General features: G+C 42.0%; 32 protein-coding genes. All 32 read left to right on the plus strand.

Going from position 1 to position 17761, the window contains the following annotated elements; genetic code table 11:
• Positions 1–87 precede the first annotated feature (87 nt).
• The 32 genes from ACTHPG_RS03285 to ACTHPG_RS03440 all read left to right on the plus strand — a co-directional run bounded on the left by ACTHPG_RS03285 (position 88) and on the right by ACTHPG_RS03440 (position 17723).
• Entirely contained in the window at positions 88–798 is a 711-nt protein-coding gene (locus tag ACTHPG_RS03285) for an AAA family ATPase (protein ID WP_440387697.1), read from the plus strand.
• A gap of 73 nt (positions 799–871) precedes the next feature.
• Positions 872–1360, plus strand: a complete 489-nt coding sequence (locus ACTHPG_RS03290) for a cysteine hydrolase family protein (RefSeq protein WP_440387698.1) — start codon at positions 872–874, stop codon at positions 1358–1360.
• A gap of 33 nt (positions 1361–1393) precedes the next feature.
• Entirely contained in the window at positions 1394–1624 is a 231-nt protein-coding gene (locus ACTHPG_RS03295; RefSeq protein ID WP_440387699.1) for a hypothetical protein, read from the plus strand.
• Between the two features lie 161 nt (positions 1625–1785).
• Positions 1786–2298: a GNAT family N-acetyltransferase gene (locus ACTHPG_RS03300; protein WP_440387700.1), complete on the plus strand. Its 513-nt coding sequence runs from the start codon at positions 1786–1788 to the stop codon at positions 2296–2298.
• A gap of 34 nt (positions 2299–2332) precedes the next feature.
• Positions 2333–2800: a hypothetical protein gene (locus ACTHPG_RS03305; protein WP_440387701.1), complete on the plus strand. Its 468-nt coding sequence runs from the start codon at positions 2333–2335 to the stop codon at positions 2798–2800.
• Positions 2801–2841: 41 nt separating this feature from the next.
• The gene (locus tag ACTHPG_RS03310; protein ID WP_440387702.1) at positions 2842–3252 is read left to right on the plus strand and encodes a hypothetical protein; all 411 of its coding nucleotides are present in this window, start codon (positions 2842–2844) and stop codon (positions 3250–3252) included.
• A 179-nt stretch (positions 3253–3431) separates the two neighbouring features.
• Complete coding sequence (locus ACTHPG_RS03315) at positions 3432–3896, plus strand: NUDIX domain-containing protein (RefSeq protein ID WP_440387704.1); 465 nt, start codon at positions 3432–3434, stop codon at positions 3894–3896.
• A 46-nt stretch (positions 3897–3942) separates the two neighbouring features.
• Positions 3943–4578: a hypothetical protein gene (locus ACTHPG_RS03320; RefSeq protein ID WP_440387705.1), complete on the plus strand. Its 636-nt coding sequence runs from the start codon at positions 3943–3945 to the stop codon at positions 4576–4578.
• Between the two features lie 526 nt (positions 4579–5104).
• On the plus strand, positions 5105–5557 hold the full coding sequence (locus ACTHPG_RS03325; RefSeq protein ID WP_440387706.1) for a hypothetical protein: 453 nt from the start codon (positions 5105–5107) through the stop codon (positions 5555–5557).
• Positions 5558–5590: 33 nt separating this feature from the next.
• On the plus strand, positions 5591–6094 hold the full coding sequence (locus ACTHPG_RS03330; RefSeq protein ID WP_440387707.1) for a DUF4188 domain-containing protein: 504 nt from the start codon (positions 5591–5593) through the stop codon (positions 6092–6094).
• A gap of 25 nt (positions 6095–6119) precedes the next feature.
• Positions 6120–6620, plus strand: a complete 501-nt coding sequence (locus ACTHPG_RS03335) for a hypothetical protein (RefSeq protein ID WP_440387708.1) — start codon at positions 6120–6122, stop codon at positions 6618–6620.
• A 206-nt stretch (positions 6621–6826) separates the two neighbouring features.
• Positions 6827–7273, plus strand: coding sequence for a LytTR family DNA-binding domain-containing protein (locus tag ACTHPG_RS03340; RefSeq protein ID WP_440387709.1), 447 nt, complete (start codon positions 6827–6829; stop codon positions 7271–7273).
• The gene (locus ACTHPG_RS03345; RefSeq protein ID WP_440387710.1) at positions 7270–7680 is read left to right on the plus strand and encodes a hypothetical protein; all 411 of its coding nucleotides are present in this window, start codon (positions 7270–7272) and stop codon (positions 7678–7680) included. The genes ACTHPG_RS03340 and ACTHPG_RS03345 overlap by 4 nt, the downstream gene beginning before the upstream one ends.
• Before the next feature lie 48 nt (positions 7681–7728).
• Entirely contained in the window at positions 7729–8094 is a 366-nt protein-coding gene (locus ACTHPG_RS03350) for a hypothetical protein (RefSeq protein ID WP_440387711.1), read from the plus strand.
• A 36-nt stretch (positions 8095–8130) separates the two neighbouring features.
• Positions 8131–8523: a hypothetical protein gene (locus ACTHPG_RS03355; RefSeq protein ID WP_440387712.1), complete on the plus strand. Its 393-nt coding sequence runs from the start codon at positions 8131–8133 to the stop codon at positions 8521–8523.
• A gap of 5 nt (positions 8524–8528) precedes the next feature.
• On the plus strand, positions 8529–8876 hold the full coding sequence (locus tag ACTHPG_RS03360; RefSeq protein ID WP_440387713.1) for a hypothetical protein: 348 nt from the start codon (positions 8529–8531) through the stop codon (positions 8874–8876).
• Between the two features lie 240 nt (positions 8877–9116).
• Complete coding sequence (locus tag ACTHPG_RS03365; protein WP_440387714.1) at positions 9117–9626, plus strand: hypothetical protein; 510 nt, start codon at positions 9117–9119, stop codon at positions 9624–9626.
• Positions 9627–9685: 59 nt separating this feature from the next.
• The gene (locus ACTHPG_RS03370; protein ID WP_440387715.1) at positions 9686–10528 is read left to right on the plus strand and encodes a hypothetical protein; all 843 of its coding nucleotides are present in this window, start codon (positions 9686–9688) and stop codon (positions 10526–10528) included.
• A 32-nt stretch (positions 10529–10560) separates the two neighbouring features.
• Complete coding sequence (locus tag ACTHPG_RS03375) at positions 10561–10680, plus strand: hypothetical protein (protein WP_440387716.1); 120 nt, start codon at positions 10561–10563, stop codon at positions 10678–10680.
• Between the two features lie 33 nt (positions 10681–10713).
• Positions 10714–11211: a YcxB family protein gene (locus ACTHPG_RS03380; protein ID WP_440387717.1), complete on the plus strand. Its 498-nt coding sequence runs from the start codon at positions 10714–10716 to the stop codon at positions 11209–11211.
• 252 nt (positions 11212–11463) lie between these two features.
• Positions 11464–12030 (plus strand): phosphoglycerate mutase family protein, encoded by a 567-nt coding sequence (locus ACTHPG_RS03385; protein WP_440387718.1) that lies wholly within the window; start codon positions 11464–11466, stop codon positions 12028–12030.
• A gap of 20 nt (positions 12031–12050) precedes the next feature.
• Entirely contained in the window at positions 12051–12194 is a 144-nt protein-coding gene (locus ACTHPG_RS03390) for a hypothetical protein (RefSeq protein WP_440387719.1), read from the plus strand.
• Between the two features lie 21 nt (positions 12195–12215).
• The gene (locus ACTHPG_RS03395) at positions 12216–12728 is read left to right on the plus strand and encodes a nucleoside deaminase (protein ID WP_440387720.1); all 513 of its coding nucleotides are present in this window, start codon (positions 12216–12218) and stop codon (positions 12726–12728) included.
• A 30-nt stretch (positions 12729–12758) separates the two neighbouring features.
• Positions 12759–13301: a GNAT family N-acetyltransferase gene (locus ACTHPG_RS03400; protein WP_440387721.1), complete on the plus strand. Its 543-nt coding sequence runs from the start codon at positions 12759–12761 to the stop codon at positions 13299–13301.
• A 20-nt stretch (positions 13302–13321) separates the two neighbouring features.
• Positions 13322–13987 (plus strand): Type 1 glutamine amidotransferase-like domain-containing protein, encoded by a 666-nt coding sequence (locus ACTHPG_RS03405; protein ID WP_440387723.1) that lies wholly within the window; start codon positions 13322–13324, stop codon positions 13985–13987.
• A complete protein-coding gene (locus ACTHPG_RS03410) occupies positions 13980–14873 on the plus strand; it encodes a PhzF family phenazine biosynthesis protein (RefSeq protein WP_440387724.1) in 894 nt (297 codons plus the stop codon). The genes ACTHPG_RS03405 and ACTHPG_RS03410 overlap by 8 nt, the downstream gene beginning before the upstream one ends.
• A gap of 28 nt (positions 14874–14901) precedes the next feature.
• The gene (locus ACTHPG_RS03415; protein ID WP_440387726.1) at positions 14902–15663 is read left to right on the plus strand and encodes an aminoglycoside adenylyltransferase domain-containing protein; all 762 of its coding nucleotides are present in this window, start codon (positions 14902–14904) and stop codon (positions 15661–15663) included.
• Between the two features lie 37 nt (positions 15664–15700).
• The gene (locus tag ACTHPG_RS03420) at positions 15701–15922 is read left to right on the plus strand and encodes a hypothetical protein (RefSeq protein WP_440387727.1); all 222 of its coding nucleotides are present in this window, start codon (positions 15701–15703) and stop codon (positions 15920–15922) included.
• Positions 15923–15947: 25 nt separating this feature from the next.
• The gene (locus tag ACTHPG_RS03425; protein WP_440387729.1) at positions 15948–16538 is read left to right on the plus strand and encodes an HD domain-containing protein; all 591 of its coding nucleotides are present in this window, start codon (positions 15948–15950) and stop codon (positions 16536–16538) included.
• A gap of 45 nt (positions 16539–16583) precedes the next feature.
• Positions 16584–17039 (plus strand): NUDIX hydrolase, encoded by a 456-nt coding sequence (locus tag ACTHPG_RS03430; RefSeq protein WP_440387730.1) that lies wholly within the window; start codon positions 16584–16586, stop codon positions 17037–17039.
• Positions 17040–17056: 17 nt separating this feature from the next.
• Positions 17057–17386, plus strand: a complete 330-nt coding sequence (locus tag ACTHPG_RS03435; protein WP_440387732.1) for an HIT domain-containing protein — start codon at positions 17057–17059, stop codon at positions 17384–17386.
• A 178-nt stretch (positions 17387–17564) separates the two neighbouring features.
• Entirely contained in the window at positions 17565–17723 is a 159-nt protein-coding gene (locus tag ACTHPG_RS03440; RefSeq protein ID WP_440387733.1) for a hypothetical protein, read from the plus strand.
• The last annotated feature ends 38 nt before the right edge of the window (positions 17724–17761 follow it).

Consider the following 17761-nt stretch of genomic DNA (forward strand, 5'->3'; position numbering starts at 1 on the left):
TCATATGCACCCCGTTATAGGGTACGATGGAAAGGAAATGTGAATTTGAGCGTTAAATTGAAATAGAACACATAGGGGAGGGTGATTATGTATCTTCGAAGTGTGGAACTTATGTCGTCCAAGATTGAGAATCGAGACCAATATCCTTTTGACATCCCCTCGATACAGTGCTTGGAACGCCTGGAGTTCAAGAATAACATTACTTTTTTTGTAGGTGAAAATGGTTCAGGGAAATCGACGCTGCTTGAAGGCATCGCTCATCAATGTGGATTCAATACCGCAGGAGGCGGCAGGAATAATAGCTATGAGACACATGCTTCGGAATCCTCGCTAGGGAACTATCTAAGACTGGCCTGGTTGCCCAAAATAACCAATGGCTTCTTCATGCGCTCGGAGTCCTTCTATCAGTTTGCATCACATGTCGATGAGATGCCGGAATCACTTCGATATTATGGCGGGCGTTCATTGCATGCACAATCTCATGGAGAGTCATTTCTCAATCTGTTCGTCAACCGCTTCAGTTCCAAAGGCATCTATCTGCTCGACGAGCCCGAAGCTGCTTTATCTCCAGCAAGACAGCTCTCGTTATTGCGTATCCTTCATGATCTGTCAGGCTCTTCGCAATTCATTATTGCAACGCACTCACCCATTCTGCTCGGATATCCGGGGGCAGAGATTTTAAGTTTTGACGATAGCCACATACAAGAGGTAGCCTATGAGGATACCGACCACTATCAGATTACCCGAAGTTTTCTGGAGAATCGCGACCGGATGTTGAATGAACTTTTTAAAGACTAAGTTAAGTTATCCGTGTAAACAAGGGAAGATACTAAACCATGCGACGTAAAATTTATTGTTGAGGAGAGATCGGATGAAAGTAGGATTGCTGATTATTGATATGCAAGAGAGTATTGTGCAGAAAAAGATGGACCAGACTTCGATAGACCATGCCTGCGAGTATATTAATCATGTGGCTAATGTGCTGCGCACGAATAATCATGTGGTCATTCACGTACAGGATGTGGAAGGGATAGAAGAGGCAGCGCCAGATGATTATCGCATTATTCCCGAGGTGGATGTGAATGAGAAGGATATCACGGTTACGAAGGAAGCATCCAATGCCTTCTGGCAGACTGATCTGGAGCAGGTGTTGAAGAGTCATGGCATTGAACTATTGATCATCTCCGGTTTTGCCGCAGAGGAATGTGTTCTATTCACCTACAACGGTGCGATGGAGCGAGGTTTCCGGCCGGTGATGTTGCAAAATGGAATTCTTAGCACACATCACGACGCGGTGATGTCAACGTACAGAGATCGGAATGTGATTTCTTATCCTGTGGTAGATTATCTAATTCAATAAGTGTTGGTTAAATGCAAATGGAGGTGATGGAACGTGCCTGATTTTGCTTTTGTCTTATTGATCTCTTTGGCAGGAGTTGTCTTTGGCATACAAGGGTTAAAGAAAAAATCTCCAGTCATGATGTATATCAGTGTAATATTTATTTTCTTGCCCATACTGCTTTTCATGGATTGGATGCCTTTCTTGCCTTTGGTTGCTCCGGCAGCACTTGCCAGTGGATACTTGGTAAAAAATAAAGATAAGACTGAAAATCGGACTCTTTAGGGGGTCTTTTTTTCATTATATGGATATGCGCTACGACAGTTAAGGTTACTTCACGGTTTAAACCAAACTTTGCCTATTTCTACTTGGGTTGAAACGATATATTGAGATCAGGACAGAGCAAGCGCGCTGTGGAACTAACTCATTAACTAAGGAGATGTGCAATGAAGATGAATGTACAAATTACGAGTATTTTGCCAGAACAAAAGGGATTGTTTCTCAATCTGTACAACTTGTATTTATACGATCTGTCCGAATTCTCGGGCGAAGACCTGCTGGAAGAGGGTACATACGATCCAACCAACACGTATCTATATCTGGAACGTGATGAATTGCATCCGTTTTTAATTCAATATGAAGGGAAAGTGATTGGATTCATCCTGGTGTGTTCACCCCCATATGTGTCAGAAGATGTGGATTATACCGTGCAGGAGCTGTTTCTAGTCAAAAAGTATCGAGGACAGGGAGTGGCAGCACAAGCGGTTGACTTGGTTTTAGCTCAATTTCAGGGCAGATTCAAAGTAGAACAGCTCGCTAACAATGCGGCAGCAGTTTCATTCTGGAAAAAATATTATAAGCAACATCAGATTGAATATACAGAGTCTGAATATAACATTGAGATTGACAACGTCGCTGGCAGCCACCGGATTTTGTCTCAGACTTTTGTCTGGGGATGAAGGTATAGATGCAGGAAGGGAGCAAGTAGTCTAAATGTCTAAAGAGCAATATCTTAAGAACCTCGAAGAAATTATTTATGATGTGATGTATATAGGTTCTTCAGATTCAGAACTTCAGAAAGAAATAGAAACGAATATGTGGTATATTTCAATTTCAGAAGAAATGTCTAATGAGGTGAACTTGGGTGATTTTCGTAGTTTTATCATGAACGTCATAGCCAACCGCCAGAATCAGATTAATCGTTCGAATAAGCAGAACGGAATGATATTTTATCTATGGTTTGACTCTATGGCGAGTCAATTGAGGTTTAATTTAATCTCGGATAGCAATAGGGAGCTACCATTTAGATGCAAAATTCAGAATGTGAGTGAGCTTGATGAGATTATAGATCTTTTTTTGAAGTCGAATGTTAATGGTGAGATAACCCAAGATACTAATGAAAATGATGCAGATAATGAATACGTATTAAAGGTATATACACAATATTTAGATAAACAGTAAACCGTATATCATAGGAATATGTAACTTAGAAGGTGATTAGCTTGTTTATTATCGTAGCAACTAAGGGGAATTTGAAGTGGATTTCAGGTATATTTCAGGCAGAACAGGTAGCTAAACAGTACATGGATCTAATACCTGATGAGCTTAAGGAATACCAGGAATTCATTCAGATAGGGAACATCACCTACCCCTTTTATATTATAGAGCGTCAAAAATTTCCATTTAGGTTTCTCGGCAAAGATGAAGTGATTTCACTTTTTGATCATACGGAACTATTAGAGGACGAAGATGAGGTGCACTTCAATATCTACACGGTGGATTTAGATTATAGACCGAAGAAACCTGGAACAGATTACCTGGGAGCACTGAGGCATGATCATGTGACCAATGAATTTATAGAAATGTATCGTAAAGAGGGAACAGAATTTCTGGGTAAACAAAGAATTTTTTAATGAGAGAAAGTTTTTATCGCGGTCCTATTTTGCTTCTCCTGATTTGGGAGGTAGATAGGATCTTTTTCAATTTTCATTTACCAATACATGGGTTATGATGAATTAAGAGGAGTCAACTCAAAGGAAGTGAATGTGTAAGGAGGACCACCAGGCGCAACCCAACAGAGAGGGGCAGAGATATGACTAGTCGTATTGTAGTTACGGGTGGAGCTATTATTCGAGATCATATGGGTAGGGTACTGCTGCAAAAGAGATCAGATTATGGAGATTGGGGATTACCCGGAGGGGGTATGGAGCCAGGTGAACGAATCGAAGAAACCATGATTAGAGAAGTGAAAGAGGAAACAGGGCTTGAAGTGAGCTCTTATGAATTGTCCTCCATCTATACAGGTGAGAGGATGCACTATACATATCCGGATGGAAATGAAGTAGTTTTTGTAATGTTTTTATTTGACGTTATTGCGGAGTTGGAAGGAAAACTTTGTGATGATCAAGTGACTCTTTTATTTGAAGATGAACAAAAGGAATCATTACAGCTTGTTTTTAGATATCTTGATGAGATTGATATTTCCACAATAAACAATGCGCAGAAGCCTATATTTGTAGATTTGCAGCAAGGAGAGTCTAAACTATTACGCGAGTGATAGCGTTAATACAGTAGTTTACATGATATCGAAAGGAGTCTTTACATTGCCTTGGCCGATGGTTCATTTTGCAATTGCATCCGAATTGATTTCCGAGCCATCCCCTGAATTGTTATTGGGTAGCCTCGCTCCAGATTCCATCCATGTAAGAACCAATCTTCGTACCGAAAAGGCAAAAACCCACCTCATGCCAGAGGCAGGAAGGTTCGCAACAGACGAAGAACTTGGAGCCTTTTTTGAGTCAAACAAACTGTTAGCTTATAGTGATCCCAAATTCATGCAATATCTGTGCGGTTACATCGCCCACATCTATACGGATCGCGTGTGGACATTCGATATCTACCCTGCGTATGAAGTCCACCCCAATGGAAGAAGCGTGTATACACAGGATGTTAAGAAGCTGGAGTTTATGATTTTGCGGAATTGGAACCAGGCCAACGATTGGTTAAGGGAGCTGAAGGTGGGGAGAGCATTTGATTTAGGCGGATTGCTGGAAGCTGAGATGTATCAGTATAGGGGAGAGAAACTGAAGTTTTTAGCTAACCCTGACAACGAACCTTCGGGTGACTTAGATATTATATCCATGGAAGCTATGGAAGAGTTCATACATACAACAGGATTAGCGCTAAAACAATTGTATACGGAATGGAATGTGTATGAAGCTTTACACAGCAATGCCTAAGTAAGGAGGAGTATGTCTGAAGGTATACAGGAAACAAGTCCGTAAAATTGTAGTGAATGATGCACTCTTCCTGTACGTTGTGGATGAGCAAGCATACAATATCATCATTCGGATTTATTCGAATGCGCTTAAATCTACTTTTGTAGAGTTCGATGTTGCTTGGGAAGACACATGGGATATATTTGTCTATGAACCCAAACTGATATCCAGCCTTATTCAATATGCAATAAGACAAGGATGGAACTACCAACAGAAGAATAACAAAATGAAATTCAACAACGCGACCAATATTGTAAGAGTTTTAATAGCAGAGAAACAAACTTGATAACAAGGACGTGAACACAAAATATAAAAGGACGTCGACTACTCCCCAACGCGTCTAAACATAAAGGACATCTATCATGCAAAAAAATAATGGAACGATCTGATTTAATGAAGAAGTATCCCAAAAGTGCAGCATTTTTATTATCTATTGTTGTGTTAAATTTGGTTTGTGCCTTATAGAATTACATCAAGGAGGATGGCTATGGACATTGTTATGACGCTTGAGCAGCACGGGTGGCTGGATATCCTGGTTCAACCCGATCAAGGAGAACAGATTGAGATTCCCGTGTCTTTTTTGTCGGATGCGGTTGAGGATATAGCACGTCAATTCGTTGCATTGCATAAGGGAGCCACAGAGGTAACCATGACCATGCAGACCGAACCTGGGGAGTATCGATTCTGGATTAAGAAACGATCACAGACGATGGTTCAATTCATGGTGTATGAGATGAGTGATAATTTTAGCCCGGAAGCCGTCACAAAGGGCCGTTTACTTATGTCCGAGGAGTTAACCTTGGTCAAGTTGACCAAGTTGTTCTACAGAGAACTAAGCAAAATGAAGGAAATGGGACTGGAGGAATATCACAAACGATGGAGTTTTGATTTCCCTCTGAATGCCTATGAGCGGATAGGAAGGGTCGTCCAGATCCGATGAAATCGAATGTTTTTGTCGAGAAGGAGGAGTGACATGGTCAATATTCATAAGGGAAGATATTCAGCTCAGATTGAAGGAGAATTTGTTGTTTTTATCATCGGAATGAGGATTAATCGTCTGTGGGCTATACATAAATGGCTGCCTGTTCTACAGTCCATGGGCCCGATGATTAAAGAACTGTATATGAATCCGGAGACCGGATTTCTGAGTACAGAGTATTTTATAAGCTGGCGTGGGGTGACGCTACTACAATATTGGCGCTCTTACGATGAATTGGAGAAATACGCACGGGGCGGACTGCACTTGGAAGCCTGGAAAAGATTCAACCGCTCCATTGGTTCCGATGGAACGGTAGGGATCTATCACGAAACATACAAGGCTCAATCGGGTTCCTTCGAGACCATATACGCCAACATGCCCGAATTCGGATTAGCTAAAGCGTCTGAACATGTGCCTTCGACAGGGAAAATGGAGACATCCAGACGCCGAATGGGCGGCGAGAATGAACCGGCAGTGGAAGCACCAGAAAATCCATAAAGTGGTGAATAGAGAGGAGCATGTTATGAAGGCTGGACTTCGACCAGAAGATATACATTCCAAGCAACTTAGCTGGTTGTGTATTGAACCCATGCTTGTTTCGGTGCGGGGCAGGGATATGGCAGCCAAAACAGAACTATACCGACAGTTAAACGAAGGGCAACAAGCCTTATTTCTGTTCTATTCCTATCATAATCATACGAAAAGTCTGGCAGAGTTTTATTGGTTCTCGGCATATAACATCACCCAGATCAAAAGTTGGAATGGGATTAAAAATGGCATGCGTTTTTTTCATTTAGAGGACATGGTGACCGTACTGGACCAGATTGAATGTCTCATTACGGAGGAAAACAAAGTGGGTGAAGCGTGGCGTGAGGCGCTGGCAACGGATCTGGAGAAGGACCCGATCTTGCTTCAGAGAACAGAGGTGTTGTATACGAACTATCAGACCGTGGCGCAAGCAGCTATTGTACACATGAACGAAGTGATTCTGCAAAATCAGGAGATGTATCTGGAGGTCGAGTAGGTTAAGGCAACATCTTGATAAAAAAGACTAGCTCATGCCTTGAATCCTTCTGGATGAGTACATAGACGAGCTGCTCCTAAGGAGTGGTTTTTTTATTGTCTATGCAGTGCTGATGCAACAAACCTGCAAGATCCTGCAACAAAACGCAATACAGTGGGATTGTCATAACTATGCTTGTAATATGAGTTGTGAGAGGAGGCCAACACGTGAAAATCATTTTTGAAGAGGATTCAGCAATAGAGCAAAAAGTAGCCAAGGTAACTACTCATCCGGCGGAGAAGCCGAAGTGGGACCGTATTCAGAAGGCAATCTGCGCATCAGAGACTCAATTAACGGTGATTCATGCCAAGAATAATCGCAATATACAGATTCAATTGAGCTCGGTGGTTGCCTTTGAATCAGAGGATCGGATGTGCTGTGTCCGGGTGAACTCAGGTGAGAAGTACTTGCTACCTAAACGTCTGAAATTTGTGGAAGAGGATCTGGATGACGTTCATTTTGTAAAAATCAATAATCAGACCATCATCAATACTCGGTACATCACCGCATTCTCTGCAACAGACCATGCCCGAATTAAGGTTGACCTGAGCGATCGCTCCAGTTACTTCGTCAGCCGATTTTATATTAAGAACTTTAGGGGGAAATTATCATGATAACTCAACTTAGACATTCGTTTTTTCAAGTATTCACTATAATGACGCTATGGGTTACGCTCTTGGCAACAATATTCTTTGATGATCTGCCCATTCAGATGTCCTATTTATGGAACATAGCGGGTATTGCTGTCATTGCTGCTGTAGTGTTTGGAATGATGTATAACCTGCTATGGAACTATTTTACACTAAAACCAGTATGGAATATTGTCATCTCTTCCACATTCAATATTGCAGGAGGTATGGCGATGGTGTGGTTATTCTCGGAAGACATGTTCCAGTTCATCGCTCCCTGGTTCCCCGGCATGTGGTTATTATCTATCGTACTGCACATTATCGCTTTTTATTTTTATGCTAGAATGGATAGCAGGAAAAAAGCGGAAGAGTTAAACAACATTCTGAAGTAGGTAAGGGGAACAAATATGAACGTGGAAGAACTGTTGCAGTTGTAAGGGTTGGAACCTGATGGGGTAAACTGGGAAGCCATCCGACAGTTGCTTCATCAAGAGATGGAGAACCGACAATCAGAGGATAACGAAGTTCTGAAACTACTGTGCATCATGTTGTTCTGTATCGGAAATGTGGAGGACACTGGACTGATCTGGCAGGCCAAACGAATGAATCAGGATACGAGCAGTTATATTGATGTGCAGTTATTATGTGGTGCAGGATATGAGGAGACCTTGTTTTATCTGGAAAAGATGGACGGGGAACAGGCGAACAAGGAGTTACTGTACCTTAGACAGTGCGAGCCGTATGATTTTGTTCATTTCTCCAAAGTAGAATGGGTCTTGGACTATAAACGATATTACGGTGTTTGATATAAGAGCATACAGCTTACTGGAAGGAGGGGGACTATGCCAAGTTTGCATGACAACATCATATTAAGTTACGAAGTTGATTTGGAGAATGAATGGATCAGGATGCGTACTCGTTCAAGTCATGCTGTGCCGAAAAATATGGATGTGTTATTCTCTGGTGTAATGGCCCATGCGTTCGATACACCGCTGCATGGCAGCATTATTTTGGATCTGGATGAGTGGGATCTAGCTCATTTTATTCCTTATAATCAAGAGTTGTTAGCGACGGGGAAGGGCTACGGCTGGCCTGTCGGTTACGATTCCTATGACGAATTGCACAACCGGCTGATCGAGGAGAAATACAAGTACATGGTGATCTCATCCTCGTATGGATTAAGTGGTTGGGTTCTGGCGAAGAATGTAGAGATTTCTGTTCAAGAAATGGGGTGAATGGAATGAAGCCTGAATACACGCAACAGGGTAGCAAGAGAAAGCCAGGACTAAGAACGGGCATTGTTGCATTTGTTGTTCTGCTCGTTATTCTGGTCATGACCAATCCAAACGAAGAGGATTTTGTTGCCTGGCTCTCAAGTGAACATGGCATTCATTCTTCGTATAATGTGAATGAAGGCAGTACGTTTACGCAGACAATCGACGGTGACGAAAAGAGACTTCATTACAAAGGTGGACATATACGCCATATGGGGATATTTTCAACATATAGTTATCTTTTCTCGGATCATGAAGAAAAAGAGATCCAGATTGAAGCGGTTGGTGTAATGAAAATGCTATTTAATAGATAGGTAGATTGATTGTGTGACAGTTACAAAATTTGGACGAAATTTCTGTTTATATTCACGCTCTTTGCATGAGGTAACTCGTGCAGAGAAGCGTGTTTTTTGCGTGAAATGCGAGAGAAACAGAGATGGATTACTTCGTTTATTCGCAAATTCCACATTATGGGTTATGATGTACCTTGAGAGAAAATTTTACATACATAGGAAGTCTTCTTATGTAGACGATTGCTGATTGGAGGACGGAATATGAAAAAGTTAACCGTAGTTTCATTAGTATTTCTACTTCTGGTGGCCTGTCAGAACCAGGAAAACACTGACGATGCACAGCAAACAATAGATTCCTCACCCTTAAATGTCACAGATAAAGAGGCACAACAGAATGAAGAAATATCGACATCCCAAGAGAAGGAAGACATTCCACCGGAGTATCTCGATGAGACAAACTATACCGGGGACCAATTGGAAATTGTCAAACTGATGAATGCACGTGTGCGTTATCTATACGAAAGTGACGAAAAGGGGTATAAGGATCTGTTTGATCCACAGTCTCCTATATCGGGCATGGGAAGATACAAAATTCGCGAGATTACTTCCATAAGCGATATTATTATTCAAGAGCAAAAGAAACTCTTCCAGGTAGCTGTAACGATTACTGAATTAAGAGAGAACGATAAGGAATATATAAATACGATGGTGTTTTGGAAAAAGAAAGAAGATGGCGATTCTGCGAAATGGGTTATTGCAGATATTGATTAATAACATAGTGCCTGACACATGGGAGATCCATATCTTCACACATTATAAAGGGTGATGTAATGATGACAAGGCGATTAATACTGATTGAAGGATTACCGGGTTCAGGCAAGTCGACGGTTGCCCACATGGTATCCGACATTTTAAAGGGGCAAGGCAAGGAGGTGCAACTATTTCAAGAAGGAAATCTGGATCACCCTGCGGATTATGAGGGCGTATCTTTTTATTATGCTGGAGACTTTGAGGTTTTATTGAAAACGTATGAAGAATACAGAGAAATTCTGGTAAGCAATGCAACTGCCCATGGCGATGGTTTTCTGATTCCTTATCGTAAGATGAGAGAACAGTGGGGAATAGAGCTTCCTGATCACATTGTACAGGATATTTTCAACCGAGATATTTACGAAATTCCTTTTGAGCAAAATGTGAAGCTTATCACCGAGAAGTGGCAAGATTTCACCCAAAACGTGTTAAGCACGAATGAGGATTGCATCACAATATTTGAGTGTTGTTTTATACAGAATCCACTGACCATGGGTCTCGTAAAATGCAATCAATCCAAAGAGCAGAATGTGCAGTATGTATTGGAACTCGGGCGTATCGTTCATGCTCTAAACCCGCTTCTCATCTATATCGACCAGAAAGATATATCCTTTACTTTTGATAAGGCAGTTCGTGAAAGACCGAAGGAATGGTCAGAAGGGTTCATTCATTATTATACGAACCAGGGTTTGGGGCAAGCGCAGCGGTATCAGGGTGTTCAGGGTACGGTACAGGTTTTGCAGGAAAGAAAGAGGTTGGAGTCCGAAATCTATGGCTTACTTCAAATGGATAAGGTATGGCTGGATAACTCGGAATATGACCGCGAGGTTTGTAGACACAAACTAGAAAAGATTCTGAAGTAACTGAATGGCAGAATGATTCCATAGCGTCATTTTTGGAAGCAGCAGCGGAGTGGGGGCAAGTCTCGGTAGATGGATTAATCCATTACGAGAAGCCGGATAACCCTTGGAAGAGATGTGCCCAGATCATGTATATGGGCAAGATTTATGAGTAATATCAGACTAGACGAGTGGAGGAAGTTAGCAACATGATGCATATTCAGCTGACAGAAGAAGATTACTGGCAAATGAACAAATTTGCGATGTTTAAACTGTATGGGAAAGGTGTGCTGATCGCTGTATGTGTGCTGCCTGTGGCCATTGCTATCATATTTAGACAACTGGATTTTACATGGATACAAGCCATTATTGCTGCGCTGCTTTGCAGTATATTTGCCAATGGTATGACCTACATACGAACCAAAAGGAAAATTAAGAAATTGGCACGTGAGAGCAAAGGGATACTGGGTGATCATCAGCTTGAAATCTCAGAGCAGGAAATTCGCTGGAGCAATGATATGACTTCAGGTGCAACGCAGTGGAAAGGATTGGAGAGCTTCAATGAGACCAAACAATATTTCTTTATTTTCATTAATAAGGCAAGTGCACATGTGATTCCGAAACGATCTTTTGAAACGCAGGCGGAAGAAATTCGGTTTGCAGAACAGGTCCGAACATATATGAAAACTGCTCATCATAATACATAACGGAGGTTTATTTGCATGGTTTTGTTGGAAGTAGCATTGATTGTTGTAACAGCACTATTGTTAGGGATTGGGGCAAAAAGCAAAAGGAAGATAATGCTTAAATAGGGTATAGCCAGTTTGATTTTATTGCTTGGACTTGTTATTTTTTCATTCATCACAGGATTTATCGATGGAGTGTCTGAGGGATGGTCAGCTAGATAAGTATCTAGAAAAAAATGATATCGGTTGAGCATCTTGAGGAATAGAGGGCTTATGGACATTACATTTATTCGGCATGGTCACGGTGAACACTTGGTAGATTACCCTAATCAATTAAATTGCCTGCATCCTGGTCTCACTGAATTGGGAAAAAGTCAGGTTATAGGATTGCGTAAACAAGTGATTGTTGCGCCTGAAGACGTCATTTTGGTGAGTCCAACCCAACGTACGATTGAAACGGCACTCCTTTTAGCCCAGAATACCAATCTAATGTTTAGCCCGCTGGTTGGCCCAAGAATGTTTCCTCAGAATCCGGAGTTTGTTCCTCTTGTCTGCGATCAGATCTATTCCAAGGAAGAACTCAGCCATAAGTATCCTGGCATAAAAGTGGTTGAGTTGGGGCTGGATTGTTGGGAAGAAAGTATTAATCAGATGGATGCATGTCGATTCAAGATATTAGCTGAACATCTTCTGGAATGGTGCAGGCAACAGAGCGGCAATGCGTTTATCATTTCCCACGATGGCACGATTACAAGCTACAGGATGTTGCTTGGAGAAATAGGATTAACCAGAAGTGATTTTCTTGGTGAAGCAGGTCAGTACACAATGAGGAACGTTTAACGAGTAAAGGAGATCCGGTCATGACTTATTTTCCTAATATAGAGACTGAACGATTGCACCTTCGGAAGTTAACCATTGCGGACCGAAAGGTTGTGTATGAACATTTTGCTAAACCGGAAGTACCCGATTTATGGAGAAGCAATTTGCTGTATAAGCGACTATAACTGTACTTAGGGGGATATTCAATGAAGTTATCGGATTATGAATATTTAACTTTGGCTATGGAAGAAGCAGAGCAATCACTGATTGAAGGAACGTATCCGATTGGTGCGATAATCGTTGATGTAGATGGGAATGTCGTGAGCAAAGGCAGGAACAGGGTCTACTCTGCTTGTGATCCCACCGCACATGCTGAAGTGGATGCCATTCGTCGGGCCGGACAACATTTGCTGGATGTGGAGAAGAAGAGATACACGAAGAACGATCTGACACTCTATACTACCTGTGAACCTTGTCCTATGTGTACCTGTACCATATTAATGTCGGGAATTAAAAAGATTGTATGGGCAGCGGATGATGAAGATTACGGCGGGCTTCGACGTTTCAAGGAAGGGCCTCATTTTATCCATATGTTTGACACGTTATCCTGTGTTGCGGCTCCCTATCTTGATTTGGAAAATAGACAAAGAGCGTTGCTCGCCAAATGGAATATTGGTAGAGGGGTGCTTAATACAGAGTGGGAGATTCCTAAGCAATGATCATAATTCAATGAAAGGAGATGAATCCACATGGAATTCGTAGGAGAGAAGATCAAAATAACAACAGTTACAGAACAAGACCTCGACTTCATAGTGCAACTGGAATGTGATGCAAGCATATGGAGCTTTGAGGAGACTGTTGAGACGGATGAGGAGAAGGTTCGCGAGAAATATCGCAGCCAGTTTGCAGTAGCAGATGAGAGACCGTATGCCTATGATTTCGTTATACGCCGCTTGAATGATCCGGAAGACACACCCATTGGGATCGTTCAGATGTGGAGTTATGTGGATTACCGAAAAAGCTGGGAACTTGGATTCGCAGTACTTTCAGAATACGCAGGCAACGGATATGGGAGCGAGGCTACCCGACATTTGTTACAATTTGCATTCCACGAGTTACAGGCTCATAAGGTCGTCGGCATGTGCAATTCACTAAACGTCCGCTCATCAGCACTGATGCAGCATATGGGTATGACACGGGAGGCCGTTTTCCAGGAAGAGTTATGGTGGAACAATCAGTGGACAGACCAACATTTTTTCTCGATTTTGGATAGAGAATTTAAGGCAGTCTAATCGGTAAGGGAGGAAATGAGATGACTACGTTGGTTCTGCTAAGTGATATGGTATTCGAATCTAACGATAAGTTGGATCAGAGAATACGAAGCTTATTCAACAGTGAACAGCCTTCCATCGGATATATCCCTTCATGTTCTGACCCGGAACGGAAATATTTTGAACACACTAGACGTTACTATAATCAAATAGGAATAGATAACATTCAATATTATGATCTTGATCTGCAGTATGAGGAGAGCACATTTGGCTCTATTTTCGAGTGTGATGCAATTCATCTATCCGGCGGAAATACGTTTTATTTTCTAAGTCTATTACAGAAGAGAAATGTGCTTGGTTTGCTGCATTCCTATGTGAAGAGGGGCGGCACTCTGATCGGGGTCAGCGCAGGCAGTATTCTAACTACACCTACCATAGAGATCGCCGGGTATGGGGAAGATGCAGATGAGAACAATGTAGATTTGAAAGATATGAAAGCACTGGGGCTTGTGGATTTTGAGTTTGCACCGCACTGGGATGGTTCGGAAGATACCCTGAATTCATTAAAAGAATATACGCGCGTTAACCGTACGACGGTCTATGCGTGCCAAGATGGGGGCGGGCTTGTAATGGATGGGGAACGCTTAGAGTTATATGGAAATGTGCGTCTCGTAGATTATAGAGAGAGTGGGTCTGTTGATGAGTGATGTTACGGTCTACCATTATGATGCTTTTTCCACAGTTCCTGGTCAAGGTAACCCGGCAGGAGTGGTCTTTGATGCTGATCATTTCAGTGATACGGCGATGCAGCAGATCGCATATCAAGTTGGTTTTAATGAGACGGTATTTGTGTTGAAATCTGAAGTAGCTGACGTCCGATTACGTTATTTTACGCCGGGCCATGAGATTAATCTGTGTGGTCATGCCACAATGGCATCACTGTATGGTTTGAAGACGCGTGGTATGTTGGGTGACCAAGAGTTAATCACGATTGAAACCAATGTAGGAACACTACCTATACGATTTGAGCGCGCTGCCGATACCATTTACATGGAAATGAAACAGGATCAACCGCAGTTTACACCGTTCCAGGGGGATATCGAGAAGCTGGTAAGCGCCATAAATCTCAGTTTGGATGATGTGGACCATTCTACGCCAATCGTTTATGGGAGTACGGGAACCTGGACGTTATTGATTCCCATTCGTAAATTAGAGTCTTTTATGAAAATGAAACCGGATTCTTCCTTGTTCCCAGGAATTTTAATGGAGAATCCCAAAGCTTCCCTGCATCCCTTTTGTTTTGAAACCCGCGATTCCGATGCCATGATGCATGCCAGACATTTCTCCTCCCCTTACTCAGGTACAACGGAAGATCCAGTGACTGGAACAGCCTCCGGGGTGATGGGTGCTTACTATTTAACCTATGTGAAACCGGAATTCAATCAGGTACAGTTTGCGGTAGAACAAGGGCATGAGATTGGAAGAGATGGAAAGGTTCAAGTGAGCGTGATTCGGGACGGTGAGGATATGGATGTCAGAATGAAGGGGACAGCTGTTTTTGTGCGTGAACTGAACGTTGAATTGGATACCTGATTATATACATAAAGGAGTTGTTGTTGTTTTGAATGAAAAGACGGTTTTAGATAGCGCTACTCGTGTCTTGAAAGAAGAATTAACGGATGCTTTGGTGGGAATCTATCTACACGGTTCTATGGCTATGGGATGCTTTCATCCGAATCAGAGTGATATCGATATATTGGTCGTTAGCCGGGAAAAGCGATCTGCCGACACCTATCGAAGGATTGCAAAAAAGCTGATGCAGATTGAAGATGAGATGCGCATTACGAAAGGGTTTGAACTCAGTATCGTACTGGAATCTACAGTTGTTGCTATGCCTTACCCTACACCTTTCGAATTTCATTATTCTGCTTATCACCGGGAGAAATATCGAACGGATGAGCAATATCTATGTGGTGGATATGAAGATCCGGATCTGGTAGCACATATGGCGGTCATCTATGATCGAGGTATTGTACTCGCTGGTAAACCCATTAAGGATCTGTTTCAACCGGAAAATCGTGAACATATGATAGCTTCAATTACATCGGACGCGAGTTCAGCTATGGAAGAAATTGTGGACAACCCAGTCTATTATGTATTGAGTTTATCCCGTGTACTTTTGTACGTGAGAGATTCAGTCATTCACTCCAAACGAGAAGCAGGAGAATGGGCACGTACAAACCTTCCTTCGAAATACACGGATGTCATCTCACAATGCCTTGCAAAGTACAATGGTGAACTGGAAAATGTGAATTTGAGTGAAACCTTACTTCTGGAGTATGCGGAATATATGTTGAGTCAGATCCAATTGAAGGGAGATTAACATTTTGCAAATTTTTGATATTCGGTAGAAGCCGGAGGTGCTACAAGAAGCAGTACAGTATTTCTGGAAACATTGGGGCCAAAATCCGGGTGGACAACTTCAGAACCATGCATTGAGTGAGGTGAAAGCAAAAGGGTATAACAAGCTATATTTGTGTACTGATCTGACGGATTATTATGAGAAAAATAACTGGGCCTATATCGGTAAAGGATATTTGCTGGATGATGAAGAGACGAGAATCTATGAATATCAGATTTGATTTCTGACATGAAGGAGGATGTGCTGTGAGCGAATCATTACAGGATCAGATTCAATTTCTCATTGAGATTGATAAACTGAAGACGATTGAAAGAAAGACAAGAATTATGCATGGTGAGAGACTTGAAAATGATGCGGAGCATTCCTGGCATCTGGCAATGATGGCCTTGGTTTTACAGAGTCACGCGAACAAAGATGTGGATATGCTCAAAGTCATTAAGATGCTTCTTGTTCATGATTTGGTTGAGATCGATGCCGGCGATACTTTTGCCTACGATACGGTCGGGAATACGGATAAATATGATCGTGAACTCAAAGCGGCTCATCGACTGTTTGGAATGTTGCCTAAGGAACAGGCTGAAGAACTACTCCATTTATGGTTGGAGTTTGAAGAAAAGCAGACTAATGAAGCACAATTTGCCTCCTCTCTCGATCGGTTGCAGCCTATTATCCATAATCATCAAAATGAGGGTGATACGTGGCAGAAATATAACATTACAAGTGAACAGGTGATAAACAGAAACCGTGAGATTGCGAACGGTTCCGAGACATTGTGGGAATATGCGCAGCAGCTTATTCAGAGCTCCGTGGATCAGGGAATCTTGACCAAATCATAGGAATACGTTTTAAGCTAGCACTTTGAAGATGGGGGAGAAACATGTATGGGATATATCATGGAGCTAAGAAAACTGGTGGGCTCGCGTCCGTTAATTATGGCGGGCTCATGTGTACTCGTGTTCAATGAGGAAGGTCATTTGCTGCTGCAAAAACGTACGGATAGCTTGGATTGGGGGACACTTGGGGGATCTTTGGAACCCGGGGAGTCTTTGGAGGAAGCAGCTGCACGGGAATTATATGAAGAAGCTGGACTGAGAGCGGAATCGTACAAACTCGTTAGCGTTTTTTCAGGTGAGGACATGTATTATAAGTATCCACATGGTGATGAAGTATATAACGTCATGGCTGTTTATGAAGCTACAGGCATCAAGGGCAACCCAACCATTATGGATGATGAAGGGCTTGAACTCCGATATTTTGATCTGAATCAGCCGATCCCTGAGATCAATCCGTTTACGGAGTATGTGTTGAAGAAGGCTGGATATATCCGAACTCATTAGTAAGAGGAGAGCATGTGATGACGCAGGATTTCTATTGTGATGAGGTGTTAAGTGGTAAAACGCAAGTCAAAGTTGTGATGGAAACAAAGAACGTTATGGCTTATCATCACACTCGGCCATACTACAAGCATCACATTGTTGTAATTCCCAAGATACATATTCAGTCCTTCATTTCAGAAGAGGAAGAGAATAATAATGAGCTACTCATAGAAATGATGCAGGTCATTAAAAAAGTAGCTGCTGACATGTTAGCTCATACAGGCTCATCAAAGATTGTAACTAACTTGGGCAGCTATCAAGACTCGAAGCATCAGCATTGGCATATAGTCAGTGGTGAACCAACTTAGAGAACTCTATACCGGATTATAAAACTTCCACCTTTCGCATACGGATGTGGAGGTTTTTTGTTTTGAACCAATGAGTAAACACACCAGATAATTCTTACATCCTTTATAAAAGTTAACTGAGGAAAAATATGCTAGAATAGGGAGTGTATTTTCAAAAGGTAAACTAGGAGGAATAATCATGATGTTTGGCTCTATGATTACGATATTTGCTATGTTGATTAATGTGTTGTTATATGGACTCGGTGTGTATGCGCTGATCCTGTTTATTAGGCTAGCCCAGCGTGGGATTCAGGCGCTGGACATCTACCTGTATGAGAAACGCGGAGAGCGGTTTTAACGTTCACCAGGTCACATCGAACAGAATTATCATTTTTC

Origin of the sequence: Paenibacillus sp. SAF-068 (assembly GCF_051967555.1) — a bacterium.
Classification (GTDB): Bacteria; Bacillota; Bacilli; order Paenibacillales; family Paenibacillaceae; genus Paenibacillus.

Coding starts and splice junctions, on each gene's coding strand:
- ACTHPG_RS03285 (WP_440387697.1), top strand. CDS start 88: ATGTATCTTCGAAGTGTGGAACTTATGTCGTCCAAGATTGAGAATCGA.
- ACTHPG_RS03290 (WP_440387698.1), top strand. CDS start 872: ATGAAAGTAGGATTGCTGATTATTGATATGCAAGAGAGTATTGTGCAG.
- ACTHPG_RS03300 (WP_440387700.1), top strand. CDS start 1,786: ATGAAGATGAATGTACAAATTACGAGTATTTTGCCAGAACAAAAGGGA.
- ACTHPG_RS03305 (WP_440387701.1), top strand. CDS start 2,333: ATGTCTAAAGAGCAATATCTTAAGAACCTCGAAGAAATTATTTATGAT.
- ACTHPG_RS03315 (WP_440387704.1), top strand. CDS start 3,432: ATGACTAGTCGTATTGTAGTTACGGGTGGAGCTATTATTCGAGATCAT.
- ACTHPG_RS03325 (WP_440387706.1), top strand. CDS start 5,105: ATGGACATTGTTATGACGCTTGAGCAGCACGGGTGGCTGGATATCCTG.
- ACTHPG_RS03330 (WP_440387707.1), top strand. CDS start 5,591: ATGGTCAATATTCATAAGGGAAGATATTCAGCTCAGATTGAAGGAGAA.
- ACTHPG_RS03335 (WP_440387708.1), top strand. CDS start 6,120: ATGAAGGCTGGACTTCGACCAGAAGATATACATTCCAAGCAACTTAGC.
- ACTHPG_RS03345 (WP_440387710.1), top strand. CDS start 7,270: ATGATAACTCAACTTAGACATTCGTTTTTTCAAGTATTCACTATAATG.
- ACTHPG_RS03355 (WP_440387712.1), top strand. CDS start 8,131: ATGCCAAGTTTGCATGACAACATCATATTAAGTTACGAAGTTGATTTG.
- ACTHPG_RS03360 (WP_440387713.1), top strand. CDS start 8,529: ATGAAGCCTGAATACACGCAACAGGGTAGCAAGAGAAAGCCAGGACTA.
- ACTHPG_RS03365 (WP_440387714.1), top strand. CDS start 9,117: ATGAAAAAGTTAACCGTAGTTTCATTAGTATTTCTACTTCTGGTGGCC.
- ACTHPG_RS03370 (WP_440387715.1), top strand. CDS start 9,686: ATGATGACAAGGCGATTAATACTGATTGAAGGATTACCGGGTTCAGGC.
- ACTHPG_RS03380 (WP_440387717.1), top strand. CDS start 10,714: ATGATGCATATTCAGCTGACAGAAGAAGATTACTGGCAAATGAACAAA.
- ACTHPG_RS03385 (WP_440387718.1), top strand. CDS start 11,464: ATGGACATTACATTTATTCGGCATGGTCACGGTGAACACTTGGTAGAT.
- ACTHPG_RS03390 (WP_440387719.1), top strand. CDS start 12,051: ATGACTTATTTTCCTAATATAGAGACTGAACGATTGCACCTTCGGAAG.
- ACTHPG_RS03395 (WP_440387720.1), top strand. CDS start 12,216: ATGAAGTTATCGGATTATGAATATTTAACTTTGGCTATGGAAGAAGCA.
- ACTHPG_RS03400 (WP_440387721.1), top strand. CDS start 12,759: ATGGAATTCGTAGGAGAGAAGATCAAAATAACAACAGTTACAGAACAA.
- ACTHPG_RS03405 (WP_440387723.1), top strand. CDS start 13,322: ATGACTACGTTGGTTCTGCTAAGTGATATGGTATTCGAATCTAACGAT.
- ACTHPG_RS03410 (WP_440387724.1), top strand. CDS start 13,980: ATGAGTGATGTTACGGTCTACCATTATGATGCTTTTTCCACAGTTCCT.
- ACTHPG_RS03430 (WP_440387730.1), top strand. CDS start 16,584: ATGGGATATATCATGGAGCTAAGAAAACTGGTGGGCTCGCGTCCGTTA.
- ACTHPG_RS03435 (WP_440387732.1), top strand. CDS start 17,057: ATGACGCAGGATTTCTATTGTGATGAGGTGTTAAGTGGTAAAACGCAA.
- ACTHPG_RS03440 (WP_440387733.1), top strand. CDS start 17,565: ATGATGTTTGGCTCTATGATTACGATATTTGCTATGTTGATTAATGTG.